This is a genomic window from Azospirillum brasilense (assembly GCF_003349955.1).
GTDB lineage: Bacteria > Pseudomonadota > Alphaproteobacteria > Azospirillales > Azospirillaceae > Azospirillum > Azospirillum brasilense_B.
In genome coordinates this window covers 42,979-69,417 of sequence record NZ_QLKQ01000036.1, presented here as the reverse complement: position 1 = coordinate 69,417, position 26,439 = coordinate 42,979, and the positions used below count along the sequence as shown (strand labels likewise).

19 protein-coding genes and 3 pseudogenes are annotated in these 26,439 nt (G+C 67.5%); 10 read left to right on the top strand and 12 right to left on the bottom strand.

From position 1 onward, the window contains the following. Nucleotides 1-119: 119 nt before the first annotated feature. A pseudogene (locus DXK32_RS33515) lies at nucleotides 120-2,978 on the top strand (beta strand repeat-containing protein); the annotation flags it as partial. Nucleotides 2,979-4,233: 1,255 nt separating this feature from the next. Here the strand turns inward: DXK32_RS33515 and DXK32_RS33160 are convergent. The 12 genes and pseudogenes from DXK32_RS33160 to DXK32_RS33510 all read right to left on the bottom strand — a co-directional run bounded on the left by DXK32_RS33160 (nucleotide 4,234) and on the right by DXK32_RS33510 (nucleotide 15,433). After that, nucleotides 4,234-5,694 (bottom strand): TonB-dependent receptor plug domain-containing protein, encoded by a 1,461-nt coding sequence (locus tag DXK32_RS33160; RefSeq protein WP_247877202.1) that lies wholly within the window; start codon nucleotides 5,692-5,694, stop codon nucleotides 4,234-4,236. A 136-nt stretch (nucleotides 5,695-5,830) separates the two neighbouring features. Then, a pseudogene (gene tnpA / locus DXK32_RS33690) lies at nucleotides 5,831-6,202 on the bottom strand (IS66-like element accessory protein TnpA); the annotation flags it as partial. Nucleotides 6,203-6,397: 195 nt separating this feature from the next. Beyond that, a pseudogene (locus tag DXK32_RS16930) lies at nucleotides 6,398-6,540 on the bottom strand (transposase); the annotation flags it as partial. A 163-nt stretch (nucleotides 6,541-6,703) separates the two neighbouring features. Further along, complete coding sequence (locus tag DXK32_RS16925) at nucleotides 6,704-7,693, bottom strand: HlyD family secretion protein (protein ID WP_247877201.1); 990 nt, start codon at nucleotides 7,691-7,693, stop codon at nucleotides 6,704-6,706. A 339-nt stretch (nucleotides 7,694-8,032) separates the two neighbouring features. Beyond that, nucleotides 8,033-9,256, bottom strand: coding sequence for an ABC transporter permease (locus tag DXK32_RS16920; protein WP_114859592.1), 1,224 nt, complete (start codon nucleotides 9,254-9,256; stop codon nucleotides 8,033-8,035). Further along, entirely contained in the window at nucleotides 9,253-9,960 is a 708-nt protein-coding gene (locus DXK32_RS16915) for an ABC transporter ATP-binding protein (RefSeq protein ID WP_114859591.1), read from the bottom strand. The genes DXK32_RS16920 and DXK32_RS16915 overlap by 4 nt, the downstream gene beginning before the upstream one ends. A 6-nt stretch (nucleotides 9,961-9,966) precedes the next feature. Continuing rightward, nucleotides 9,967-10,554, bottom strand: a complete 588-nt coding sequence (locus DXK32_RS32210) for a hypothetical protein (RefSeq protein ID WP_162801218.1) — start codon at nucleotides 10,552-10,554, stop codon at nucleotides 9,967-9,969. After that, entirely contained in the window at nucleotides 10,551-11,975 is a 1,425-nt protein-coding gene (locus DXK32_RS16910) for a TolC family protein (protein ID WP_247877200.1), read from the bottom strand. Before DXK32_RS16910 ends, DXK32_RS32210 begins: the two co-directional genes overlap by 4 nt. A gap of 288 nt (nucleotides 11,976-12,263) precedes the next feature. Further along, complete coding sequence (locus DXK32_RS32205) at nucleotides 12,264-12,950, bottom strand: hypothetical protein (RefSeq protein WP_162801217.1); 687 nt, start codon at nucleotides 12,948-12,950, stop codon at nucleotides 12,264-12,266. A gap of 179 nt (nucleotides 12,951-13,129) precedes the next feature. Beyond that, nucleotides 13,130-13,906, bottom strand: a complete 777-nt coding sequence (locus DXK32_RS16905) for a DsbA family protein (protein WP_162801216.1) — start codon at nucleotides 13,904-13,906, stop codon at nucleotides 13,130-13,132. A 97-nt stretch (nucleotides 13,907-14,003) separates the two neighbouring features. Continuing rightward, on the bottom strand, nucleotides 14,004-14,441 hold the full coding sequence (locus tag DXK32_RS16900; protein WP_114859588.1) for a hypothetical protein: 438 nt from the start codon (nucleotides 14,439-14,441) through the stop codon (nucleotides 14,004-14,006). An 863-nt stretch (nucleotides 14,442-15,304) separates the two neighbouring features. Then, a complete protein-coding gene (locus DXK32_RS33510) occupies nucleotides 15,305-15,433 on the bottom strand; it encodes a hypothetical protein (protein ID WP_282184593.1) in 129 nt (42 codons plus the stop codon). Nucleotides 15,434-15,872: 439 nt separating this feature from the next. Here DXK32_RS33510 and DXK32_RS16895 point away from each other — a divergent pair, with 439 nt between their 5' ends. The 9 genes from DXK32_RS16895 to DXK32_RS16855 all read left to right on the top strand — a co-directional run bounded on the left by DXK32_RS16895 (nucleotide 15,873) and on the right by DXK32_RS16855 (nucleotide 26,437). Continuing rightward, nucleotides 15,873-16,919, top strand: coding sequence for an isopenicillin N synthase family dioxygenase (locus tag DXK32_RS16895; RefSeq protein WP_348981597.1), 1,047 nt, complete (start codon nucleotides 15,873-15,875; stop codon nucleotides 16,917-16,919). Nucleotides 16,920-16,960: 41 nt separating this feature from the next. Then, nucleotides 16,961-18,256: an O-acetylhomoserine aminocarboxypropyltransferase/cysteine synthase family protein gene (locus DXK32_RS16890; RefSeq protein ID WP_114859586.1), complete on the top strand. Its 1,296-nt coding sequence runs from the start codon at nucleotides 16,961-16,963 to the stop codon at nucleotides 18,254-18,256. Between the two features lie 240 nt (nucleotides 18,257-18,496). After that, on the top strand, nucleotides 18,497-20,155 hold the full coding sequence (locus DXK32_RS16885; RefSeq protein WP_114859585.1) for an FAD-binding protein: 1,659 nt from the start codon (nucleotides 18,497-18,499) through the stop codon (nucleotides 20,153-20,155). Beyond that, nucleotides 20,152-20,490, top strand: a complete 339-nt coding sequence (locus DXK32_RS16880; protein ID WP_114859584.1) for a 4Fe-4S dicluster domain-containing protein — start codon at nucleotides 20,152-20,154, stop codon at nucleotides 20,488-20,490. Before DXK32_RS16885 ends, DXK32_RS16880 begins: the two co-directional genes overlap by 4 nt. A 34-nt stretch (nucleotides 20,491-20,524) precedes the next feature. Then, a complete protein-coding gene (locus tag DXK32_RS16875; protein WP_114859583.1) occupies nucleotides 20,525-21,586 on the top strand; it encodes an ABC transporter substrate-binding protein in 1,062 nt (353 codons plus the stop codon). Nucleotides 21,587-21,597: 11 nt separating this feature from the next. Then, nucleotides 21,598-22,407 carry an ABC transporter ATP-binding protein gene (locus tag DXK32_RS16870; protein WP_114859582.1) on the top strand — a complete coding sequence of 270 codons (810 nt, stop codon included), beginning with the start codon at nucleotides 21,598-21,600 and terminating at the stop codon, nucleotides 22,405-22,407. Then, the gene (locus tag DXK32_RS16865) at nucleotides 22,404-23,297 is read left to right on the top strand and encodes an ABC transporter permease (protein WP_205215742.1); all 894 of its coding nucleotides are present in this window, start codon (nucleotides 22,404-22,406) and stop codon (nucleotides 23,295-23,297) included. The genes DXK32_RS16870 and DXK32_RS16865 overlap by 4 nt, the downstream gene beginning before the upstream one ends. Nucleotides 23,298-23,306: 9 nt before the next feature. Then, nucleotides 23,307-24,974 carry an amidohydrolase gene (locus DXK32_RS16860; RefSeq protein WP_205215741.1) on the top strand — a complete coding sequence of 556 codons (1,668 nt, stop codon included), beginning with the start codon at nucleotides 23,307-23,309 and terminating at the stop codon, nucleotides 24,972-24,974. Further along, nucleotides 24,971-26,437, top strand: a complete 1,467-nt coding sequence (locus DXK32_RS16855; protein ID WP_114859581.1) for an FAD/NAD(P)-binding protein — start codon at nucleotides 24,971-24,973, stop codon at nucleotides 26,435-26,437. Before DXK32_RS16860 ends, DXK32_RS16855 begins: the two co-directional genes overlap by 4 nt. Nucleotides 26,438-26,439: the final 2 nt, after the last annotated feature.

The following is a 26,439-nucleotide window of genomic DNA, read 5'->3' as shown; positions in this document are numbered from 1 at the left end:
TCGGCGCGTCGGTCGGCGATGTGGACAGCGGCGCCCTCCAGGGCATCGCCGTCACCGGGCTGACCAGCGGCAACGGCGCCTGGGAGTACTCGCTGGACGGCGGCGCCACCTGGACCGCCATGGGCACGCCGAGCGCCGGCGCGGCCCTGCTGCTGCGCGCCACCGACCGGCTGCGCTTCGTCCCCGACGGCCGCAACGCCACCTCCGCCAGCCTGACCTACCGCGCCTGGGACCAGACCAGCGGCGCCGCCGGGAGCACCGCCGACACCACCACCAACGGCGGCACCTCGGCTTTCTCCAGCGCCACCGACACCGCCAGCCTGACCGTCACCGCGATCAACGACGCCCCCACCCTGTCCGGCGGCCCGGTCGACCTGACCGCCACCGACGAGGACACGACCAGCACCGCCACCACGGTCGCCGCCCTGCTCGCCGGGCTGACCCACGGCGATGTGGACACGGGCGCCCTGGCCGGCGTCGCGATCACCGCCGCCACCGGCAACGGCACCTGGGAGTATTCGCTGGACGGCACGACCTGGACCGCCCTGGGCACGCCCAGCGACGGCGCCGCCCGGCTGCTCGCCGCCGACGCCCTCGTCCGCTACGTCCCCGACGGGCGCAACGGCGAGACGGCGACCCTGACGCTGCGCGCCTGGGACCGGACCAGCGGTACCAACGGCGGCGTTGCCGACACCACGGCCAACGGCGGCACCACCGCCGTCTCCAGCGGCACCGCCACCGCCCGCCTGACCGTCACCCCGGTCAACGACGCCCCCACCGTCAGCGGCGCCGGCGCCACCACCACCGACGACCGGACCGCGGTGTCGCCCTTCGCGGCGGTCAGCCTCGCCGACATCGACCTGCCCGGCGACACGCTGACCGTCACGGTGACCCTGGACAGCGCGGCCAAGGGCAGCCTGTCCAACCTCGGCCGCTTCACCGACCAGGGCAGCGGCGTCTACCGGGCCAGCGGCTCCGCCGCCGAGGTCCAGGCGGCGCTGCGCGGGCTGGTCTTCACCCCCGCGGCCAACCGCGTCCTGCCCGGCCAGACCGAGACGACCAGCTTCGCCATCCAGGTCGAGGACGGCACCGCATCGGCCAGCGCCACCGCCACCGTCACCACCGCCTCGCTCAACGACGCGCCGGTGCTGGGCGGGGCCACCGCCGGCCAGACCGTCACCGACAAGGAGACGGTCCAGCCCTTCGCCGCCTACACGATCAGCGACGCCGACAGCGCCCAGGGCCAGACCGTCGTGGTCACCCTGCGCGACGGCAACGGGACGGCCAGCGACGCCAACGGCGCCTTCACCGCCGCCTCGCTGACCGCGTCCGGCTTCGCCAGGACCGGCACAGGCACCTACAGCCTCAGCGCCGCCAACGCGGCGGCGGCCCAGGCGGCGATCCGCCAGCTCGTCTTCCAGCCCACCGAGGATCAGGTGGTGCCCGGCCAGACCGTCACCACCCGCTTCGACGTCACCGTCACCGACGCGGCGCTCAACGGCCAGGGTGGCGCCCAGGCCGGCACCACCGCGACAACCGTCGTCAGCACGGCGGTCAACGACCCGACCCTGTACGGCGGCCCGATGGGGGACCAGACGGTCACCGACAAGGAGACGGTGCAGCCCTTCGCGTCCTACACGATCAGCGACGCCGACACCGCCCAGGGCCAGACCGTCGTGGTCACCCTGCGCGACGGCGACGGGACGGCAAGCGACGCGAATGGCGCCTTCACCGCCGCCTCGCTGACCGCGTCCGGCTTCGCCAGGACCGGCACGGGCACCTACAGCCTCAGCGCCGCCAACGCGGCGGCGGCCCAGGCGGCGATCCGCCAGCTCGTCTTCCAGCCCACCGAGGATCAGGTCGTCCCCGGCCAGACCGTCACCACCCGCTTCGACGTCACCGTCACCGACGCGACGCTGTCCGGGCAGGGAGGCACGGGGACCGTTCATTCCACCACGGTCATCAGCACGGCGCTCAACGACGCGCCGGTGCTGGGCGGGGCCACCGCCGGCCAGACCGTCACCGACAAGGAGACGGTGCAGCCCTTCGCGTCCTACACGATCAGCGACGCCGACACCGCCCAAGGCCAGACCGTCGTGGTCACCCTGCGCGACGGCGACGGGACGGCGAGCGACGCGAATGGCACCTTTACCGCCGCCTCGCTGACCGCCTCCGGCTTCGTCAGGACCGGCACGGGCACCTACAGCCTCGCCGCGGCCAACGCGGCGGCGGCCCAGGCGGCGATCCGCCAGCTCGTCTTCCAGCCCACCGGGGATCAGGTCGCCTCCGGCCAGACCGTCACCACCCGCTTCGACGTCACCGCCACCGACGCCGCGCTCAACGGCCAGGGCGGAACTCAGGCCGGCACCACCGCGACCACCGTCGTCAGCACGGCGGTCAACGACGCGCCGGTTCTGACCGCCGCGTCCCCGGTGCTGCCCGGGATCGACGAGGACGCCACGGCCAACGGCGGCCAGACGGTGGCCTCCGTCCTCGGCGCGTCGGTCGGCGATGTGGACAGCGGCGCCCTCCAGGGCATCGCCGTCACCGGGCTGACCAGCGGCAACGGCGCCTGGGAGTACTCGCTGGACGGCGGCGCCACCTGGACCGCCATGGGCACGCCGAGCGCCGGCGCGGCCCTGCTGCTGCGCGCCACCGACCGGCTGCGCTTCGTCCCCGACGGCCGCAATGCCACCTCCGCCAGCCTGACCTATCGCGCCTGGGACCAGACCAGCGGCGCCGCCGGAAGCACCGCCGACACCACCACCAACGGCGGCACCTCGGCCTTCTCCAGTGCCACCGACACCGCCAGCCTCACCGTCAGCGCCGTCAACGACGCCCCCACCGTCAGCGGGGCCGGCGCCACCACCACCGACGACCGGACCGCGGTGTCGCCCTTCGCGACGGTCAGCCTCGCCGACATCGACCAGCCGGGCGACACGCTGACCGTCACGGTGACTCTGGACAGCGCGGCCAAGGGCGCCCTGTCCAACCTCGGCCGCTTCACCGACCAGGGCAGCGGCGTCTACCGGGCCAGCGGCTCCGCCGCCGAGGTCCAGGCGGCGCTGCGCGGGCTGGTCTTCACCCCCGCGGCCAACCGCGTCCTGCCCGGCCAGACCGAGACGACCAGCTTCGCCATCCAGGTCGAGGACGGCACCGCATCGGCCAGCGCCACCGCCACCGTCACCACCGCCTCGCTCAACGACGCGCCGGTGCTGGGCGGGGCCGCCACCGGACAAACCGTCACCGACAAAGAGACGGTCCAGCCCTTCGGCAGCATCACGTTGAGCGACGCCGACACCGGCCAAACGGTGACGGTCAGCATCGCCTACGAGCCGGCGACCGGCCGCTTCGAGAATGCGGGCGGCTTCACCACCGCCGACGGCCGGTTGAGCTTCACCGGCACCGCCGCCGCCGCGCAGACCGCGCTGCGGGGCCTGACCTTCGTCCCCACCGAGAACCGCAACGCCCCCGGCATGGTGGAGAGCGTCGCCTTCACGCTGACCGCGACCGACGACGCGGGCGCCGTCGCCACGGCCGGAGCCGGCGTCTCCGTCCGGTCGGTCAACGACGCTCCGGTCATTGCCGCCACGCCGGCCCTTCCCTCGGGCGAGGTCAGCCAGGACTTCACGGCAACGCTTCCGGCCTTCGCCAGCGACCGCGATGCCGGTCAGACGCTGGTCTACAGCGTGAGCGGCCTGCCCGACGGGCTGAGCTTCACCCCGGCGCCCGGCGGAGGCGGCATCATCTCGGGCATTCCGGCCGCGGGAACGGCCGGCAGCCATGCCCTGACCCTGAGGGTGAGCGACGGCATGGGCGGCGTCGCCGAAACCACGGCGCGCCTGACCATCGACGCCCCGCCCGCGCCGCCGCCCGCGCCGCCGGCCAGGGTCGCGACGGTCGCCGCCGCAAGCAACACCACCACGGTGCTCAGCGACGCGCCGAACACCGCGTTGCCCCCGGTGGTCGGTTCCGTCGCATCGGACAATGGCCCCGGAAACTCCGCGCGGGTCATCACGACCGCCGCCATCACCGGCGGCGGCGGTTCGGAGGGCGGAGCGGGCAACGGCCGCGTCATCACGCCGAACGCCATCGGCGGCACGTCCAGCGTCGAAACCGGGCGCGTCATCACGATCAGCAACATCGCCGGCCCCTCGACCGCGAGCCCGTCGGACAGCTCCGTGACCGGCAACGCCGCGACGGGAACATCGGGCACCGGCGGCACCGCCATCGTCACCAAGGCCCTGTCGTCCTCGGGGGTGAGCTTCGGCGGCGGCGTGGGAAGCCTGTTCGGCGGCACGGCAACCGGCACGCCCGGGGCTGCTGTGCCCGGAACCAGGGTGCCGGGAACCGGAACGCCGGAGGCGCCCGCCGCCGGTGGACAGCCGGGCAGCGAACCGGCCGCTCCGCCAAGCGGGTCGGGAGACGAAGCGGCCCCGTCGGGCGACCGGGCGGCGTTCGATCCGGCGCCCATCGGCCAGCCATCCTTCTCGCGCCAGGTCGCCCAGGCGCATGGCGCGGCGGATGCGGGAATGGCGAGGCTGCTGGCGGCCCTTTCCCGCCACGCTCCGCCCGATCAGGCGGCCTGAGGCGACGCGGCGAACGCCGGTTCACCGCCCCGCGCCGGGCGTGCAGATGCTGGACCCCGGCGACGACCGCGACCTCCGGCAGGACGTAGACGGCGTTCTCGATGTGGCTCGCGTAATTCTCGGCCTTGTCCCGCGTCGAGAAGACGAGCGCTCCCTTCTCGGCGTTGCCGACATTCTCGAACTCCTTGTAGTCGAGCGCCCCGTTGATGATGGTCGTCCCGACGACGAGGCGGTTGCGGAATCCGGCCAGGGTCCGCTCGTCCGTCGCCCGGACGAAGCCCCCATAGTCGTTCACGGTGTAGTCGAGGTAGCGGTAGATCGGGTGATCGACGTGCCGGCGGTGGCTGAAGACGCCGAACTCCACCTCGGTGGTCTCGAAACGCAGCCTCATCTTGTTGGCGATGCGCAGGGAGTCGATGTTGCGCTGCTGGTCCTGGCTCACGAAGTCCGGATCGGCGGACCGGGGCGCGTTCAACGCCGCGCTCTTGGTCAGTTCGCCGGGCAGGCGCTGGCGCCAGGTGTTGGCGTTCACGTAGAAGCGCGTCTCGGCCTCCGGAGCGATCCGGTAGCCGATGTTGGCGTTGCCGCGCGCCATGTGGCCGTCGCTGTGATCGCGGTAGCCGTCCTCGCGCTGCGCCGACAGGCTGGCGAAATAGTCGAAGGTCCCGGACGCGCCGCCGCTGCTCGTCTGCCCCTTCAGGAAGCCGAAGCTTCCGCCATCGACGCGGCTGTCGAAGCGGGCGGCGTTGCGCCCGGTCGGCGTGACGAAATTGACCGCGCCGCCCAGCGTGTTGGCGCCCTTGTAGATCTCCACGTAGCGGTAGGCGCCGGGATCGATCTCGAAGACGTCGAACAGCCCGTCGGAGGTGTTGATCGGGATGCCGTCCATGTACAGGTTGACGCCGCGGTTGCCGTAGTTGCGCGTCAGGCCGGAGCCGCGGATCGACACCCGGTTGTCGACGTTCGACTTGGGCTGCGTGATGACGCCCGGCACCGCGCCGAGCACGTCGCGGATGGTGTTCGCCGGGCCGTTCTTGAAGGCGGTGTCGGGCACCAGCTCGACGCCGCCGGGGATGCGTTGAAGGAGTTGTTCCGCCTCGTCCATCGTCGGCACGGTGAGCGACCCTCCGGACTCGCTGGTCACGGTGACGGGCGGCAAATACGGCGCCGGTCACGGTAGCCCAAGGCGTCGCCGCCGCCAAGGCGCATGATAAACACCCGATAGCCGCCGCCGGAACCGGATCGACCGGCCCTTCCAGACGCAGGCGTGCCCCGCTGGGCAGGATGACCTCGAGAATCGCCGGGCTCGTGGTCGGACTCGCTGGAGGCGGCAATGGTTCAGGGGGCTCCAAGACCGGCGGTTCGGTTACGGTCGGCTCCGGCGTGATGGTCACTGCGACGAAGCTGGACGGTTCGGCCACGGCGGTCCCGCTCGCCTTCATCAGCCCTCGCCAGCGGTACAGCAGACTTTCGTGCACGCCCAGCCGGCGAGCCGCTTCCGTCACCACCACGCCGGGGCGGAACGCCTCCTCGACCATCCGGGCCTTCTCCGCCGGCGTGTAATTTCGCCGCCGCTCCGTCCCCGTCAGAACCTCGACCCGCTGATAAGCCATGACGTTTGCAACTGGTTTGTGTCTGCGCGATGACGCGCCACGCAAAACTCAGACGCCGACCCCTACTTTGCCAAGGCGGTGCTTACCGGAGGCGTACGTCTTGGCCTGAATGCCGGAAAGCGGTCTGATGCTTGCAAAAGCCCAGACCATGCTCACGGGTACAGGAGGCTGTCGGCAGACTGAGGCATACCGGGACTTGTCAATCTCATCGGTGGTGTGGATCTTGGCCCGATGCTCCTTGGGAAAGGTCATGAAGGCCAGCACGTCCTCCTCGGCCTCGTCGAGCAGGGTGGCCAGCTTCGGCAGCTTGGGGCGGACCTGTCGGCCACCTGGCGCCACCGTGGACTTGACGGTGCCGTCGCCGTCGGAACCGGGCGGCTCAATGCGAATGTGCTCCGCCCGGTCCTGCATGATCTTGATCATGCACATCACGGCCCACATCAGTTCGTAGCGGTTGCCCGCCTTATCCGCCGCTCCGCCCGGCAACGGCATGAAAACCTCTCAATCCCAATGTGGCGCAAGCCCTGACGCAACCTCGGGAGGCACCACGACGCTTGCCTCGCTTTCGTTCACCGTAATCGACACATTGGCGGACATTCCTACACGGATGCGCCTCCTTTGAGCCTCGGTCAGCGGCGGAAGCTCCACGCGAACGACAAACGTCGCGGCAACCGATCCGTTCTCCACCGTTCCTTGCTGCGCTATCCAGGCAATCCGTCCCTTCAGCGGGCTTTCCGAAAATGCATCACCGTTGACGTCGACCAATTGGCCGACGCGCAGGTGGTTGATGTCCATTTCGTCAACGCGCACCGAAACCATCAAAACGGTCAAATCGGCGATTGTGAACAGAATCTGATTTCCCGATAGCGCGCTGCCGACTTCGATGGCGGTTGCCCCCGGCGATCCTGAATTCGTGGAGGGTGCGTGCAGAACCACTCCGGAAACCGGCGCCGTGACCACCGCGCGGGCGAGTTGACCTTTCAATTCTTCGACCTTCGCCTTGGCATTGGCGTGCTCCAACTCAGCTGTGCGCCACGCAGCGGTGTCACCTCGCTTCAGCGTGGTGGCCAATTCCTCTCGCGCCGCCGCGAGACTGATTGTATGGCTCTCGGCCTGCCGTTGCAGGTCTTCATATTCCTGTCTAGGAATGACTCCCCGCTCGATAAGAGGTTTGGCGTCGAGCACACGGCGGTCAGCCTGATCGGCCTCGCGCTTAGCACTGGCGAGCTGGCGCTGTGCACGGGATACCTCCGCGCCGCCCGCCCAATTCTTAACCTCCTCCAATTTTTGAACGGCTTTTAGCAACGCACTCTCCGCATCGCGCAGCCGCATTTCCACATCCAGGCCGTCCAAAACCAGCAGGGCCTGACCTTTTTCGATCAACTGACCATAGGCGAATTGTTTCTCCTTCACCGAGGCAGCAAAGGGGGCGACAACGTTCATGGTGCGGCCCGGCTCTATGATACCGACAATGGAGAGCCGCGACACCATCGGGGCTGTCCTCGCGGGCACCATAGGGGACGCACCCTGCGACTCTATTTCAGCCAACGCGTCTGCCACCGTCGGGGATGATCCGGGAGTAATTGTGTGGAAAATGGGTCCTCCACCCAACGCAAGGGCAGCCGTGATGGCACCCGCACAGAACCAACCAGCGTTCCCGATTGGGTCGCGCCAACGAGCGAGGCTGCCCGCCCATATGATCCCTAACCGTTGCATTAACGGAGTTCCAACGCTGGGTGCCTATACCGCGAAACACAGTTAAGGGAATTGCTGCCAGACACTATCACCCTCCAGTAAGCACTCCGATCATCTTCTCGACACGATGCAGAATCAATCACTCCGCAGCGCCTCTATCGGTTGGAGCCGTGACGCTTGAATTGCTGGATACAGCCCGAAGAACACACCGGCTCCGATTGACATCCCAGCCCCCAGTGGCACGGCCACTAGCGATGGCACAAAGACCCACGACGCGTTCCACGCGTAAAGCGCTGCCGCCATAACACCCAACGCGATACCCGCGAGCCCACCGGAGAAGGACAGCACCAAGGCCTCGATCAGGAACATCGTGCGGATGTCGCAGGGCCGGGCGCCCAAGGCAAGCCGAATACCAATCTCGCGCCGCCGTTCGACCACGCTCATAAGCATGACGTTCATCACGCCAACACCACCGACAAGCAGTGAGATGCTGCCAATAGCAGTAAGAAGGAGAGTGTGGACCCGCATCTCGTCTTCCATTGCGGAGATCAACTGCCGGGCGTCCTGGACCATGACAGGACGGGCGCGCAATCCTTCAGAAAAATAGCCGGAGATTTTGTGCAGTATCGCTCGGTTGTCGGCGTCGGACGTCTTGCGCACTAAGATATTCGTGATCTCGGCAGTTGCTGTCACTCGCCGCACACCGGGAAGCGGAACCAAGGCGGCGTTGTTGATGTCAACCGGAAGAAGCGGGTTCGGCAAAGCCTCTTTGAGCACCCCAATAACCGTGTAGTTGTACCCACCCATTCGGACTGGAACACCAATGTCCAGCGCCCCGCCCTGTCCAGCCAGGCGTCTGGCCACCTCCGCTCCCAGGACTACAAAGGTCTGGTGCCGATCCAATTCGGTCAGTACCCGTCCACGTTCCACCTTCAGCTGTGCCAACTGAAACACATTACCAGTGACGCCGGCTATGGCCGCTGACGCGCGATTGCGGCCATACGCGACCTCGGCCCCAACAACCGCCAACGGGACAGTTACCTCGACACCCGGAAGCGACTTCAAGGAGTCGGCGTCCTGAATCGTCAATGCCGCCTTCAGTCCCGGCGCAGCGAAATCCTTTTGGATCGCCAGAATGTCTGTACCCAGCGCCTGGAACTGGCGAAGGGAGTGATGCTTCGCGTTCTCACCGATAGCGACCATCGCGATGATCGCAGCCGTGCCGATGGCGATGCCCAGCAGCGCCAGCAGCGAACGTTGCCGCTTTGCACGAAGGTTCTGGAAGGCGTCGGCCACCAGGATGTGCAGAACCCCGCCACCCGCCTCCGTGCCACGATCTCTGTCATCCGGCGCCGTCATAAACGCGCGGCGGCCTCTGGGCCGGACGGAAGGCAGCCGACAAGACGCCCGTCCGACATCGTCAGCCGGCGGTAACAACATCCGGCGATGGTCGGGTCGTGGGTTACGATCACCACGGTCAGCCCCGTGTCCGCGTTCAATCCGTTGAACAGATCGATGATCTGTCGGGCCGACTCGCTGTCAAGGTTGCCGGTCGGCTCGTCAGCCAACAGCAGCGCTGGACCGCCCACGATGGCCCGGGCAACCGCCACGCGCTGGCGCTGCCCTCCCGACATTTCTTCCGGTCGATGATGGATGCGGTCACCGAGTCCGACGCGCTCCAGCGCCGCCACAGCACGCCCGTGGCAGGACCGCGGAGAAAGCCCACGGTACAGGAACGGCAGGGCGACATTGTCCAGCGCCGTCAACCGGGATAACAGATGGAAGGATTGGAACACAAACCCAACGCGACGGCTGCGCAACGCGGCCAGCCGGTCTGCTGTTGCGCAGCCGATGTCCTCTCCTTCGAACAGGAGCCGGCCTGCGTCGGGGCGGTCGAGCAATCCCATGAGCGTGAGCAGGGTCGACTTTCCCGATCCTGACGGCCCTACGATCGCGCAAATCTCACCATGTTGGATGTCGAGCGACACGTCCTGAAGGACCTGAATTTTGGAAGGCCCGCGTCCATAGCTCTTGTGAATGCCATCAAGCGCGAGAATGGTCATGCGGCTTTATTTCCCTCCACGGCAGAACGCAACTCCAGCGGACAGCGTGCAGGAAGTCCCGTTGGAGCGCAGCAGCACGTCTCCGCTGCGCCGTGTCCAGGTGCCGTCAGAATGAAATACGACATCTCCGTTCCGCACCGCCGAGGATCCGTCCGAATGCTGGTAAACATTGCCGTTCCGGCGCGTCCAGGAACCGTCCGGGTAGTGGTAGACATCGCCGAAGCGACGAACGACGACTCCGTGGTCGCCCAAAACTTGCGGGCCACTTGTCCGATAGTCGCCTTCGTTTGGAATTCGGGGATTGGTCGCCAGCCATTCGCCCAACCAATCCTCCAGCCCGATGGAGGCAACGGGCGGACGAGGTTGCGGCGGAAGTGCTGGTTCCGGCTGCTCTACGGAACGCTGGCCGAGCGCGATGGATGCGGTCTCGTCGCCGGTTGGTCGTGCATAGGTCGGTCGCGGCAGCGCCGGACTCGCCGGTTGCAGCATCGTCGGCGCAGTGAGCGGTTCCAGCAGTACCTTGGGCGGAGCACAGCCGCCAGCGATCCCCAAGGTGCCAAGCATGGTCGCGACGATGGAGTGCTTAGATCTCATGGCGCGCCGTCATTCAATTGAATGCCCCAGGTGTCGAGAGTCATGCCGAGTTGCAGGTCAAGCATCAACAAGGAGTCGAGATAAACCACCAACGCCGCAAGTTCCGCGTTTTCCGCAGAGCGCAGTTGATCCTGGAAGGACACGACCTGGAAATTGCTCGATCGCCCGGAGCGCAGCTTGAGCATTTCGCCGGCCGAGGATTTTTCTGACAATTCGCGCACCCGATGGCTGAGCTTGTACTGGCGCCATGCCGCATCGACGCTGCGCACGGCATTCCGCACCTGCTGATCGATTTGTGCGCGCATTTGATCCAGGAGTACCTCTCCCTGCCGCAAGCCGATGGTGGCCTGGACCTCTTGCTGCTTGAGCGCCTTGTCGTTTATGGGGATGCTGAGTTGCAGGCCCGTGCGCAGGTCGGTCTTGGTGTCCGGCAAGCTCCGCGTGGCTCGCCATCCGGTTCGGTCGGCTCCAGGGACGTTCAGCCCGACGTTGGCCGACAGATCCCACAGCCGCTGGTTCCTGGCGACGTCCAACCCAATGCGCGCACCTTCAATGGCGATAAGCTGAGACAGGTAATCCGGCCGGTTCTCATAAGCCAGAGCCCTCACCGTATCCAGTTCCACTCGTACCGGTTCGGCCGACAAAGAGTCGGCGGGCACCACCCGCGTGTTCAGATCAAGCGCTAGAAGTGCCAGCAATCCAAGGCGGGCAGCTTCAAAGGCGTTTTCGGCCTGGAGAAGCGCAAGCTCCTGAGCGGCCACGGTGGATTGCGCCTGCACCAGTTCAATATTTGCCATGCGTCCCGATGCGATCAGTGCTTGGTTCGTCGCTTCCAGGTCACGTGCCCGCGAAAGCGCGCCTTCGGCCAGGACGATCTGCTGGCGCGTCTGCACGAACTGGTGATAAGCGCGGGCAATGTCCGTCACTGTGCTCGCGACTATCGACTTAAGGCGAAGCTGGTTGTAATGCTCCTGCAGTCGCGCTGTGCGGATCGATGCCATGTTGGCGTCGTACCCCGCCCCTTTGAGCAACGGTTGAATCAAGGAGAAGGTGAGGGCCGAACGTCCCTTGAGCTGGCCACCGCCCGGCTGGCGTCGGCCATCCTGTCGCATGTCCCAACCGAAATTGATGATTGTGCCGAGTGGTGTGAGAAGTTGGACGGTCGGCGTCAACTCGGCACTGCCGTTCAGGCTCGTTCCGGTGCGGTCGGCGCCAAGCGACACAACGACGCTTGCCTTGGGCGCGAACGCAGACTCAGCAACATGGAGGTTGTACTTGTCAAGAACACGTTGCAAATAGGCACCGCGGACCCCGAGATTCTGGCGGAGTCCCAGATAAACGGCTTCCGGCAACGTTAGCCGCACTTCCGGCCCTGCCAGTGGAAGCGGTGCGGTTGCCGAACCAGTCTGAGCATAGCGCATGGACGGCACCAATTGCGCAGCCGCAGTACTGGGGAAAAGCGTCAACACGACAGAAATGCAGTATGCGATCACGCAAACCGCATGGCCTGCATCCGAAAATCCCCTCGGCATGCCACTTGAACCACTGGAACTCCATCTTGCAGATAACTGGTACCACGAAGCCATTAGATTCAGACCGCGACGCCGGAGGATAGCAGTGCTTCACAAAAACAATGATGGTTGTTTTTATGATGAATCGGCAAGCTCCGGCTCAGAGCCTTAATAAAACCTTTCGCCGCCGTTGCCGAACTATGCCTTTAGGTCAACAGGCTTAAATATTTCCTTATTATCTTGCCCTGGCTTCGGTTGATTGACCAAATTATTTACCCCTTCTGAGCGGTTTGCCTTCGAATCATCGAGGTTCTTCTTCAGATGCTCGGCAAGGCGTGCACCGTCCTCGCTCCGGGCCTTCAACATATCGATGATCGATCCGTTGGAGGTGGCAGAACTCTGTCGTTTTTGCTTCAGAGGAGACTCTTCGGATACTGCTGAAAACAGTTTATCCGCTTTATCCGATAAAGTTTGAGACATCTGCGGAAGCGCTTGATTGCCTATGCCACGGTTGTCCGCAAACTCCGTTTTCCCCATATTGTGTTGTATTTCTGTTTCGTGAGCGGCGACGTCATCGACATTGCGAATGGCGTCACTCATCGCATTGCTCTCGGACGTCGCAGCGTCTGGGCCGGTGCCAGACCGCGTGAGCACCTTCATGTGAAGCCCAAGATCACCGGACTTCCCGCCATAAGAGCTCAGCGCCTCCGAACTCAAGGTGACCGTCACGAGGCCGTCAGCGCTTGTGAAGGCGCTTTCGAATCCTCCTCGAACGGACCCACCATTTTTCTGCATATCCTCCCGGAGTTGGGCATACAGCTTCGATACGCCACGACTCAACTCAGGGCTTGAAGCGAAATTGTTTGAAACGCCGCTCATCGCCATCTCCTATCCTGGATTTGGAAGCTCGGAGCAGCAATTACCTGCTGCATGTTGCGACGCAGATGATTATCGTGCTCCGTATTGAGAAAATCAACGGTTTGCTTTATAGGGTTGGAGACCTCTATCCTTAGATATGTAATTTTTTAGAGGCTTACTTATCATCCTCTTGAAGCTTACCTGATTCACATAGCTTTACTGCTCCGAAGCTCATTTAAAATGCTTTCGAAACTTTCTTCAGTAACCGCACCCTGCGAAATGAGAGCATATTTTGTCAATGGCATCCATCCAAAGAAAAACGGCGTCCCCCCGATCCTCAGTTTAGAAACCAATTCCATGTCTTCTTTTATCAAGCCTTTCAAGTAATCTGATGAACGGTCTGCATCCCATTTCGCTACATCCAGGCCGATGTTCCTAGCAATCGACTTGAGATCGTCCTCAGTAAACCCAGCTTGCTTCTGCGCTGCGAACAGTGCAGAACGGAATTCACGGTACTTCCCCTGCAAATCAGCAGCTTTTGCCGCCAACGCCGCACCCTCGCTCGACGGGTGGAGAAAGCTGATGTCCCGATAGATGATGTGAACTCCCTTCTGCGTTTCCATTTTCGTATGAATGGGTTCTTCGGCCTCCTTGCAATAACGGCAGTTGAAATCGGAAAACTCGACGATAATCACGTCTGCTTGGCTGATGGGGGCGCCAAGAGATGGATGCTTTTCATCAATCAATTGGTCTGCACTTAAAATAAATTCGGTGAGGCTAGGCTGTTGCTTAGCCATATAGGTGTTTATTGATTTTATAATAGCATCCGGGTGATCTTCAACCCATTTCGAGATCTGATCGTCACTCACAGTGTTCTGGGAAAGTATCGGCGACAATTCTTCGGCAAACGCATTTTGCGATAGGCCTACGCAAGCGGCCAAGTATAGGCCGATGCACACGATCAATGACTTCGTTAATTTCATGGTCATAACCTACAATGGTGTGAGATCGGATTTTATCCCGCGACCTGGCCGAAAATGCCCCGGCAGTGCGTCAGCGCTGCCGGGGCTGTTCAAAGCGTTACTTGAGCGAGAACGTCATCGAGTTGACGCAGGTATCGCCGGAGCCCGACACGGTGTTGCTCACGGTCGAACATATGGAGCCCACGGTCTGAAGCACGGCCGTCGTGCTGGTCAGAACGCAGGAGCCGCTGCGGGAATAGCTGTAGCCGCAGGAGTGACCGCCCGTCGCCGTGTAGGTGAAAACGCCGTTGGCCGCTGTGTTGAGCGGGACGGAATAGCGGGCTGGGGAAGCCGTGGTGGTCAGTCCACCAACGGAGGTGGGAAGCGGCACAATTGCGGTGCCGCTCGGCCCCGAACCCGCCGTCTTGCTCATGGTGGTCGTTCCGAGATTCTGCATGGTGATGCGGACTTCGGGCGTGGCATGGGCAACGCTGGTTGCACCGATGGTGATCACGGCGGCAACGGCAAGCGAACCAAAGCCAAGACGCAAGGACATTTGCACTCTCCTTTAGTAGAAAGACATTTGTATGATTAGGTACCTAATTGTTTTTGAACGCACTAGCGCCTAAAATTCGTATATCTTGAACACGTACTGCACAACAATAAATCGTGCTGCGCTTCCGTTTGCTACCCTGTTGCGGAGAATTTGTCGCAGGGAGATTTTTTGTGTACCAATTAGTCAAATCGGCGGGGCTCACAGCGGAGGGTATTGTCACGGCAACGGTGACGGCTCGCCTGCTATGGCCGCATCAGGGCATTCGTAACCCGCCACCAGTTTCGACCCACGATCATCTGACGCATGATCTGGCTGCATCTGCGGTTCACCTGAGCTACTACGACGTTGAGGAGCTGCTGGCCGAATGCAGTGTGGAGGTTTCCAACGAAACCGTACGTCGTTGGGTGAGCCTCCTCCGAGTCGGTGGACACCTCTGTTCTCGTGTTCGCAGTCAAGGCTTTTCGGTATGCGTCACCGTCCCTGGCTATGCCCAGGCGCTGAAGCTCAGTGGATGCCCACGGCAGGAGGCGGGGCCAAAGACGACGGTTGAGCAAGCTCTCATGCGCGGGTTGGGTACCGCATGACTTTGGTTTCGTCCTGGGGCTGCCTCGGTCTAACCCGGATAATTTACGGGAGCTGAAGCTGGGGCGGCGGGCGCGAGGTTAAGTCACTGAATTCGTGTAAGATTCTGGTGCTGAAGCAGTCTCACCACGGATCAACGGAGTTCACGCCCGCCATGGCCGAGAGTACCGGGGTTCTGCCCGGCTTGTCACCGGTTGCCGGCAAGCCGGTCATCGCCGCCTTCGATGGCGGCCGCCTCGCGTCCACGGCGCCCCAGCTTCAGCTCCCGTGAATTATCCGGGCTAGTCCTTGGCCCCGATGCGCGCGGTGTTCAGCAGATCGAACAGAGCGATCGCCAGATTGACGATGGAGGGGATCGGCGCCCGCCGCAGTTTGTCGATGGCCAGCGACCCACCGAACAGATTCAACATTAAAATAATGTTTTAATTGTAATTTTTTGGCCCAATAAACCCACATATTTTATAGACAATAGACGGCTGACGGACAATGATGGTTGGGAAACCACGGCTTCCGCGGGGTGTCGGCACCCCGGTGAAGCCGCCCTGCCATTGCCCTGGAAAGACGTCATGGCCAACCACCCGACGGCCCGTCCGGCCTCCGCTTCCGCAGCGTCCAACTCTGGAACGGTCTGGATTCCGCTTCCCGAAGCCATGGGGATCTGTGCCGGAGCGGACTGCCGGGCGTTCCGCGCTCCGCTCGGCGGGCTATGGGCGCAGATGCGCGGGACTTGGTTGAAGGCCCGCTGCCGCGCCGGCTGAGCGTCCCGTTCCAGAATTTACGCTTCCCGATCGATCAATTCGCCGCACTCGCGCGGGCGTTCCCGAACGCATGTCCGCAAAGGAGACTCCTGTGACCGCGACCTCCTCACCGGCCGACCGGCCGCCGCTGCCGCTTCTCGATCTCGCGCGCCTGGACGGCGGCGCCGCCGATCGCGCCCTGCTCCTCTCGGACCTGCGCGCGGCCATTCGCCGCTTCGGCGCTTTCTATGTGACCGGACACGGGGTCGATGCGGCCTTCCTCGACACGGCCTTCGAGCTGTCGCGCGCCTTCTTCACCCTGCCGGAGCGCGACAAGCTGTCCATCGAGATGGTCAACTCGCCCCATTTCCGCGGCTACACCCGCGCCGGCTGGGAGCGGACCCGCGGCCGCGCCGACTGGCGCGAGCAGCTGGACGTCGGGTCCGAACGGGAGGCCCTGCCCTGGGGGCCGGGGTCGCCGCCCTGGGTCCGCCTGCAGGGTCCCAACCAGTGGCCGGACGCCTTGCCGGACCTGCGCCCGGCGGTGCTGCGCCTGCAGGAGGAACTGACGGCGCTGTCGCGGCGCCTGCTGTCGGCCGTGGCGGCCGCCCTGCGCCTGCCGGAGGACGCCTTCGCGCCGATCCTCACCGACCGGCCGACCCAGCTCGTCAAGCTGATCCGCTATCCGGGCCATGACGCCGTTGAGGCGGAGGATGGAGAGGGGCAGGGGGTCGGGCCGCACAAGGACAGCGGCCTGCTGACGCTGGTCCTCCAGCACCGCCAGAGCGGTTTGCAGGTCGAGACGGACGGGGGCTGGGCCGATGTCCCGCCGCTTCCCGGCACCTTCGTCGTCAACGCCGGCGAACTGCTGGAGCTGGCGACCAACGGCTATTTCCGCGCTGCGGTGCATCGGGTGGTGACGCCGCCGGCGGGGGTGGACCGGCTGTCGGCCGCCTTCTTCCTGGGGGCCGGGCTGGACGTCCGCGTGCCGGTTCTGCCGCTGCCGGACGATCTGGCCGCCGAGGCGCGCGGGCCGGAGCAGGACCCGCTGAACCCCCTGTTCGCGTCGGTCGGCGAGAACACTCTGAAGAGCCGCCTGCGCTCCCACCCCGACGTGGCGCAGCGCCATTACGCCGATCTCGTCGGCATTTCCGCCTGACCGCCGTCCAACCTCCGGATTTCCGAAAAGGGAGCCCCCCGATGACCGACCGTTCGCCGCGTTTCGAAACCCTGGCCGTCCATGGCGGCGCCTTCCGTTCCGATCCCGTCACCGGGTCCGTCGCGGTGCCGATCCACCAGACGACCTCCTACCAGTTCCAGGACACCGCCCACGCCCAGCGCCTGTTCGCGCTTGAGGAGCTGGGCAACATCTACACCCGCGTCACCAACCCGACGGTCGACGCGCTGGAGCAACGGCTCGCCGTTCTGGAAGGCGGAGCGGCGGCGGTGGCGGTCGCCTCCGGCCAGGCGGCGTCCTTCTATTCGGTGCTGAATCTGGCGCAGGCGGGCGACAACATCGTCACCTCGACCGACCTCTATGGCGGCACCTGGAACCTGTTCGCCAACACGCTGAAGCAGATCGGCATCGAGGCGCGCTTCGTCGATCCGGCCGATCCGGAGACTTTCCGCCGCGCCACCGACGACCGCACCCGCGCCTACTACGCCGAGACGCTGCCCAACCCGAAGCTGAACGTCTTCCCGATCCGCGAGGTCGCCGACATCGGCCGGGAACTCGGCGTGCCGCTGATCGTCGACAACACGGCGGCCCCGCTGACGGTGCGGCCCTTCGAGCATGGCGCGGCGGTGACGCTCTATTCGGCGACCAAATACATCGGCGGCCACGGCACCACCATCGGCGGCGTCCTGATCGACGGCGGCACCTTCCCGTGGGAGGCCCACGCCGCCCGCTTCCCTCTGCTGACCCAGCCCGATCCCAGCTATCACGGCGCCATCTGGACGGAAGCCGCCAAGCCGCTCGGCCCCATCGCCTACGCGCTGCGCGCCCGTGTCACCCTGCTGCGCGACATCGGCGCGGCGCTCAGCCCGCAGTCGGCCTTCCAGCTGATCCAGGGGCTGGAGACGCTGCCCCTGCGCATCCGCCAGCACAACGCCAACGCCATCCTCGTGGCGAACCACCTGAAGGCGCACGCCAAGGTGACGTCGGTCATCTTCCCCGGCCTTCAGGAGGGCGAGGCCCGGCGCCGGGCGGACGCCTATCTGAAGGGCGGTTACGGCGGGCTGGTCGGCTTCGAGCTGGCCGGCGGTGCGGAGGCGGGCCGGCGGTTCATCGACGCGCTGAAGCTGTTCTACCACGTCGCCAACATCGGCGATGCGCGGTCGCTCGCCATCCACCCGGCGACCACCACCCATTCCCAGCTGTCGCCGGAGGATCAGCGCGCCAGCGGCGTGACGCCCGGCTACGTCCGCCTGTCCATCGGCATCGAGCATCCGGACGACATCATCGCCGATCTGGAACAGGCGCTGGCGGAGGCGTGAGGAACGCCGTCCGATAACCCACAGACCGCGCGGATCACGGCCGGCACCGTCCCTTCATCGGGCGTGCCGGCCGAAATTTTTACAGGCATGCATATTTCTGTATGCGCTCAAACACTACTGTGTAAGTATGTTTATTGTAACATAAAGCGAAACAAATACGTGAAATATCGGTTCCGGACCTGCCGCGGACGCTCAGCCCGCCGCTTTGTCCGCGCGACCGATCAGCCCCGGAGGTTTCCGATGGCCAACGCGCCCGGCGCTCCCGCCACCCCATCCGTTTCATCTCTTGCATTCGGCGCCCATCTTGAGGCCCACCTCGACGCCGACGTCCTCGTTCTGGGCGGCGGCCCCGCCGGCACATGGGCGGCCATCGCCGCCGCGACCGCCGGCGCCCGCACCATCCTGGCCGACAAGGGCTTCTGCGGCACATCCGGCGCCACCGCCGCGTCGGGGACCACGCTGTGGTACGTCGACCCCGACCCGGCCAAGCGCGCGGCGGCCAAGGCGGCGCGCGAGGGGCTCGGCGGTCATCTGGCCGATCACGGCTGGATGGACCGCGTGCTCGACCGCACCCACGCGGCGGTCGGGCAGCTGGCCGACTGGGGCTATCCCTTCCCGCGCGACGCCGACGGGCGTGACCGCCGCGTGTCGGTGCAGGGGCCGGAATACATGCGGCTGATGCGCCGCCGGGTGAAGCAGGCCGGCGTGACCATCCTGGACCATTGCCCGGCGCTGGAGCTGCTGGTCGATGACGGCGGCGCCGTGGCCGGCGCGGCCGGTGTGCGGCGGCAGAAGGGAGGCCGCTGGGCCGTCCGGGCGAAGGCGGTGGTCATCGCCACCGGTGGCTGCGCCTTTCTCAGCAAGGCGCTCGGCTGCAACGTGCTGACCGGCGACGGGCTGCTGATGGCGGCGGAGGCCGGGGCCGACCTGTCGGGGATGGAGTTCTCCAACGCCTACGCCATCGCCCCGGCCTTCGGGTCGGTGACCAAGACCTTGCTCTATCAGTGGGCCAGCTTCACGCGGGCGGACGGCGCGGTCATTCCGGGCGCCGCGTCCAAGGGGGGCCGTTCGGTCATCGCGCGGGTCCTGGCGACCGAGCCGGTCTACGCCCGCCTCGACCGGGCCGAACCGGAGCTGTGGGCGGCGATGCGCCAGGCCCAGCCGAACTTCTTCCTGCCCTTCGACCGTGCCGGGATCGACCCCTTCACCCAGCGTTTCCCGGTGACCCTGCGGCTGGAGGGCACGGTGCGCGGCACCGGCGGCCTGCGGCTGGTCGACGAGACCTGCGCCACCGCGGTGCCCGGCCTGTTCGCCGCGGGGGACGCCGCGTCGCGCGAGCCGATCTGCGGCGGCTTCACCGGCGGCGGCAGCCACAACGCCGCCTGGGCGATGTCGAGCGGCCATTGGGCCGGGCAGGGGGCCGCCGACCACGCCCGCGCCCTGGGGAACGGGGCCCGCAACCTGCGGCGGGCCGGCGGCGCCGGACTGCGAGAGGGGAAGGGCGCTTCGATCGACGCCGCGGCGCTGACCCGCGCCGTCCAGGCCGAGGTCTTCCCCTACCACATCAACTATTTCCGTACGGAGGAGGGGCTGACCGGCGCGCTCGCCCGGCTGGACCGGCTGTGGAGCAATGCGGCCGGAGCCGCGCCATCCCCGGCCGACGGCTCCCTGCGCGCGCGGGAGGCCGCGGCGATGCTGGCGACCGCCCGCTGGATGTACCGCTCGGCGCTGGCGCGCACGGAATCGCGCGGCATGCACCGCCGCCTCGACCATGCCGCCCTCGATCCGGCGCAGCGCCATCTGCTGACGGTCGGGGGCCTGGACGAGGTCCATGTCTCCGCCCGTCCGGCGCCGCTCCATCCGGATCCCTCCGGGGCGACGCGGGAGTTGGCGGCATGATCGAATTGATCAGTCCGACGCGCTGCACCGGCTGCAACATCTGCGTCTCCATCTGCCCGATGGACGTGTTCCAGGCGGTGGGCGGGCAAGCCAAGGGGGCCGCGCCCACCATCGCCCGGCAGGCCGATTGCCAGACCTGCTTCCTGTGCGAGGCCCATTGCCCCGACGACGCCCTCTATGTCGCCCCCGACGCCGAGACGGTGACGGGGATCGCCGAGGATGCGGTGGCCGCCGCCGGCCTCTTCGGCAGCTACCGCCGCGCCATCGGCTGGAGCACCGGTCATCGCGACAACCGTTCCGCCGACCAGACCTTCCGGCTGCTGGCGCCCCATTGAGCGCCCGGCCGCACCCGACAGGAGTTCCCCGACCATGACCGTGTTCGATCCCTCCGCTGTGCGCCTCAGCCGCCGCCGCCTGCTGGCGGGCGCGGCGGTGACCGCCGGCGCCGTGACTGCCGGCGCATTCGCCGCCGCGCCGCTGTGGGCCGGCCCCGCGCGCGCCGCGGCGGCCAAGGCGACGCTGGCCTATGGCAGCACCGGCTACACCTGGGCGGTGCCCTTCGTCGCCGAGGCCGCCGGCACCTGGGCCGAGGCCGGCGTCGACCTCAACACCATGGAGTTCGAGAGCGGGCGCGATTCGATGCAGGCGCTGCTCGCCGGCTCCGCCGATTTCTCCGCCTCGACCGACACGCCGGTGGTGTTCGCGGTGCTGCAGGGGCTGCGCCCGCTGATCCTGGTGAACTACAGCCGCTATTCGCGCGACATGAAGATCGTCGTGCGCAAGGACGGCGGCATCGATCCGGCCAAGCCGGCCAGTCTGAAGGGCCGCCGGATCGCCACCCGCGTCGGCACGTCCGGGCAGTACATGCTGGCGAAGTATCTGGAATTCGCCGGGCTGGCGCAGAGCGACGTCGAGGTCGTCGACCTCACCCCGAACAACATGACCTCCGCCCTGGTGCGCGGCGACATCGACGGCTTCGCCTGGAGCAGCCAGTCGGCGGTGGTGGCGGAGCGCCAGTCGGGCGGCAAGACCGCGGTGATGACCCAGGACGGGCTGGAGAAATTCTTCCAGAGCCATCAGCTCCTGCTGACCACGGAAAAGGTGGTGAAGGAGAAGCCGGAGCTGGTCGCCGGCGCCATCAAGGCGCTTCAGGCGGCGGAGCGGCGGATTCACGCCGACGGCGGCTGGGCCGACCTGATCGCGCGGCGCATCCACACCCCGCCGAAGGAGATCCTGGAGGCGACGTCCGAATTCACCTTCAAGATCGCCTTCGACGACCGCTTCCTCGACGATCTGGTGGCGGAGGCGGAATGGGCCATCGCCGCCGGCCTCGCCAAGCGCCCGGCCGGCGACCTGCGCGCCCTGTTCCGCGGCCTGATCGTCGACTCGCCGCTGAAGGCGGTGGCGCCCGACCGGGTCAGCCTGACATGAGGAGGGGGGACATGAGCGGGCCGCTGATCGATTTCGACCGCGTGTCGCAGATCTACGCGTCCCGCGACGGGTCGCCGGTCTGGGCGCTGCGCGACGTGTCGCTGACGGTGGAGGCCGGCGAGTTCGTTTGCCTGATCGGCCCCTCCGGCTGCGGCAAGTCCACGCTGATCCACCTGCTCGCCGGCTTCCTGACGCCGACCTCGGGGGACGTGCGCTTCCGCGGCCGGCCGCTGGCCGGGCCGGGGCCGGAGCGCGGCGTGGTGTTCCAGGAATACGCCCTGTTCGCCTGGATGACCGCGCGGCAGAACGTCGAGTTCGGCCTGCGCATGCAGCGCGTCTCCGCCCCCATCCGGCGCCGCCGGGCGCTGGAGGCGCTGGACCGGGTCGGGCTGCGCCACGCCGCCGACCGCTACCCGCACGAGCTGTCGGGTGGTATGCGCCAGCGCGTCGCCGTCGCCCGCGCCCTGGTGGTGGAGCCGGAGGTGGTGCTGATGGACGAGCCCTTCGCCGCCGTCGACGCCATGACCCGCACCACCCTGCAGGAGGATCTGCTGCGGCTGTGGCGGGAGACCGGGGTGTCGGTCCTGTTCGTCACCCACAACATCGACGAGGCGGTCTTCCTCGCCCAGCGGGTGGTGGTGATGGGGGCCGGGCCGGGCGTCATCCGCGAGGATCTGACGGTCGATCTGCCCTACCCGCGCGACCGCGGGTCGGCGGACTTCGGCCGGGAATACGCCCGCATCGCCGCGGCGCTGGCCCGCGGCAGCCGGACGGCCGGCGGGGCCGATGGCGGAACCGATGGCGAACGGAGGGCCGCGTGACCGCGACGACGGAAGGCATGACCGGCGATCGCCGCGCCACCCTCCGGCGCCCGGCGGCGGACGCGGCAACCGACGGCGCGGCCTTCGCCGAGGCGTTCCGCCGCGCCCACCGCCGCGGCCGGCGGCGGGCGGCGTGGCTGCGCGCCCTGCTGAACGTGATGGGCATCCTGCTGTTCCTGGCGGTCTGGGAGGCGGTGCCGCGGCTCGGCACCTGGGTCAACCCGGTGCTGCTGCCGCCGCCGTCGGTGGTGTTCGACACCTTCGTCCCGATGCTGCTGTCCGGCGAGATTCCCGCCAACATCCTGGTCAGCCTGCGCCGGGCGGCGCTCGGCTTCGCCATCGCGACGGCGACCGGCGTGACCGCCGGGCTGTTGACCGCGCGCATCGGCCTGCTGCACCATGTCAGCGAGCCGATCCTGCACGGCTTCCGCTCCGTTCCCTCCATCGCGCTGGTGCCGCTGTCGGTGCTGTGGTTCGGCATCGGCGAGGGGTCGAAGGTGGCGCTGGTCGCCTGGGGCAGCTTCTTCCCGATCTGGATCACCACCTTCATCGGCGTGCGCGACGTGCCGGTGGCCTATCTGCGCTCCGCCGCCTGCCTGGGGGCGGGGCGGCTGGCGACGCTGCTGCTGGTGGTCCTGCCGGCGGCGCTGCCGATGATCCTGGCGGGCCTGCGGCAGGGCATCGCCGTCTCGCTGATCCTGCTGGTCGCTGCCGAGCTGTCGGGCGCGCGGGAGGGCATCGCCTACATGATGTCCACCGGCCACCAGATGTTCCGGGTCGACATCATGCTGATCGGGCTGGTGCTGCTCGGCACCTTCGGCTTCATCGCCGACCGCCTGTTCGTGGCGCTGATCCGCCGCCTGTTCCCCTGGTACACCACCGCCTCCTGAGGGCCGACGATGAGCGAACCGACCCTGATCCTGCGCAACGCGCGGGCCATCACCTTCGATCCGGCCCGTCCGCGCGCCAGCGCGGTGGCTCTGGCCGGCGACCGCATCCTCGCCGTCGGCGGGGAGGAGGTCGCCGGGCTCGCCACCGCATCGACCGAGGTGATCGACCTCGGCGGGGCGACTCTGATCCCCGGCTTCAACGACGCCCACGCCCATATGGAGCGCGAGGGGCTGAAGCGCCAGCGCCCCTCGCTGGCCGGCGCGCGCAGCGTCGGCGACATCCTGGAGCGGGTACGGGCGGCAGTGGCGGAAACGCCGCCCGGCCAGTGGATCGTCACCATGCCGATCGGCACGCCGCCCTTCTTCTTCGATGGCGCCGCCACCCTGGCCGAGGGGCGACCGCCGGACCGGCACGAGCTGGACCGCGCCGCGCCGGACCATCCCGTCCACATCCCCGGCCTGTTCGGCAACTGGGGCAAGCCGCCGGGGCACAGCGTCCTGAACAGCCGGGCGCTGGCGCTGAACGGCATCACGGCGGCGACCGTGCCGACCTGTTCCGGGGTCGAGATCCTGAAGGACGCCGATGGCGAGCCGACCGGCGTCATCGTCGAGCGCAACAGCCGCCCGACCGTCGAGTTCGACCTGCTGCCGGCGGTTCCCCGCTTCGGCTTCGCGGAACGGCTGGAGGGGGTGCGGCTGTCCCAGCGGCTCTACAACGCCCAGGGCACCACCAGCGTCTACGAGGGGCACGGCTCGGCGCCGGAGACCATCTCGGTCTACCGCCGCCTGTGGGAGCTGGGGGAGCTGACGGTGCGGGTCGGGCTGGTGGTCAGTCCGAGCTGGGCCGACATCGCCGAGGCACGCCGCGCCATGCGCGACTGGCTGGCCCACGCCCGCGGCGCCGGGCTGGGCGATCCCTGGCTGAGGCTGTCGGGTGTCCACATCGCCTATGGCGGCGATCCGGCGGTGGCCTGCTGCGCCCGCGCCAACCTGCCGGACACTGGCTGGTCGGGCTTCGTCGAACAGGCGTTGACCCCCGCCGACTTCCGCGAGACCTGCCTCCTGGCCGCCGAGCACGACCTGCGCCTGCACACCATCGTCAGCGACAAGCTGCACGAGGTGGTGCCGGTGCTGGAGGCGGTGAACGAGCGCCACGGGCTGTCCGGGCGGCGCTGGGTGATCGAACACATCGGCCGCGCCCGGCTGGCCGATCTGGAGGCGCTGAAGCGGCTGGACGTTCTGGTGACGACGATCCCGACCTACTTTCTGTGGAAGGGCGGAGCCGCCTATCTGGACGAGCCCGACGGCGGCGATCTGGTGGCGCCGCACGCCCACCTGCTGCGGCTGGGCATCCCGACCGCCATCGCCACCGACAACATCCCCTACGACCCCTTCTTCACCCTGTGGACGGTCTGCAACCGGCGCGAACGGACCAGCGGCCGGGTGATCGGTCCCGACCAGCGGCTGGACGCCGAGACGGCCCTGCGTCTGTTCACCGTGGCCGGCGCCGCCCTGACCTTCGACGAGGGCTGGAAGGGGCCGCTGCGCCCCGGCTTCGCCGCCGACCTCGCCGTGTTGTCGGAGGACCCCACCGCCATCGACCTGGACCGGCTGCGCGACCTGCGCTGCCACCTGACCGTCGCCGGCGGACGGATCGTCCATCGCGAGGGGGTATGAGCGGGCCGGCCCCCTTGCGGATCGTCATCGTCGGCGCCGGCGTGTCGGGCAGCGGCGTGGCCGCCGGGCTGGTGCGCGCCGGCGCCGCGGACGGCTTTTCCGCCCGGGTGGAGCTTGTGGACCCGCGGCCGTCGCTCGGCGCCGGCTTGACCTACGCCCCCGGCGGCGATCCGCGCCATCGGGTGAACGTGCCCTCCATCCGCATGACGGCGGCGACCGGCCGGACGGGAGAGGACGGCGCGGAGGAGGATTTCCATCGCTGGTGCCTGGAGCGCGGCGTGCTGGAGGCCGATCCGGCGGGCTGGTCGGAGGGGCTTCACTACCCCGCGCGGTCGGAATTCGGGCGCTACCTCGACGAACGGCTGCGGTCGCTGTTCGCCGCCCCCGGACCGGTGCGGGTGACCCACCGCCGCGACCGGGCGGTCGCCGCCCATCGCCGTGGGACGTCCCACGGAACGGGGTTCGTGGTGGAGATGGCCGGCGGCACGGCGACGGAGGCCGACGCGCTCGTCCTGTGCACGGGAAACCCGCCCCCCGAACTGCCGGGCGTGTTGGCGGCGCTGGGCGGGCACCCGCGGGTCGTCGCCGATCCCTGGGGGCCGGGCGCCCTCGACGGCGTTGCGCGGGACGACCGGGTGCTCATCGTCGGCACCGGCCTGACCATGGGCGACGTGGTCGCGACGCTGCTCGGCCGCGGCCATCGCGGACCGCTGACCGCCCTGTCGCGCCACGGGCTGGTGCCGCGCCCGCGCCCGGCCCAGGCCACGTCCTGGACCGACTTCACCGCCGATCCGCCCACCCGCGTCCGCGACCTGCTGCGCCGCGTGCGCGCCGCGGTCGCCGCCGCCCAGCGGGCGGGGCGGCCCTGGACCGACGTGCTGGAAAGCGTGCGTCTCCAGAACGGAGTCCTGTGGTCCGCCCTGCCGCTCGACGAGCGGCGGCGGTTCCAGCGCCATCTTCGGGTCTGGTGGGACGTCCACCGCTTCCAGGCGGCCCCGCAGGTCGCCCGTCTGGTGGGGGACGCACAGGCGGACGGGCGCCTCGCCGTGCTGGCCGGCCGGCTGGTCGCGGCGAGCGCCGGGAAAGGCGCCTCGGGCGGTGACGGGTTGTGGGTCGTCCACCGGCCGCGTGGCGGGGAGGGTCCGGTCGGGCGGAGCTACGATGCCCTGGTGAACTGCACCGGCGCCGGGCATGGGGCCTCCTTCGGCCGCAACGCGCTGCTGGCCGGCTTGGCCGCCCAGGGGCTGATCCGGCCGGACCGGCTCGGCCTGGGGATCGAGGTCGACGGGCGCGGCCGGGCGCTCGACGCCGCCGGGCTGCCGGTTCCCGGCCTGTTCGTGGTGGGACCGCCGACCCGTGGCAGCCTGGGCGAGGTGGTCGGCGCGTCGGAGATCGTTCCTCACGCGCTGGCGGTCGCCGAGGCTCTGACGGGGCTGCGCCGCGACCGGCCGCCGCCCGGATAACC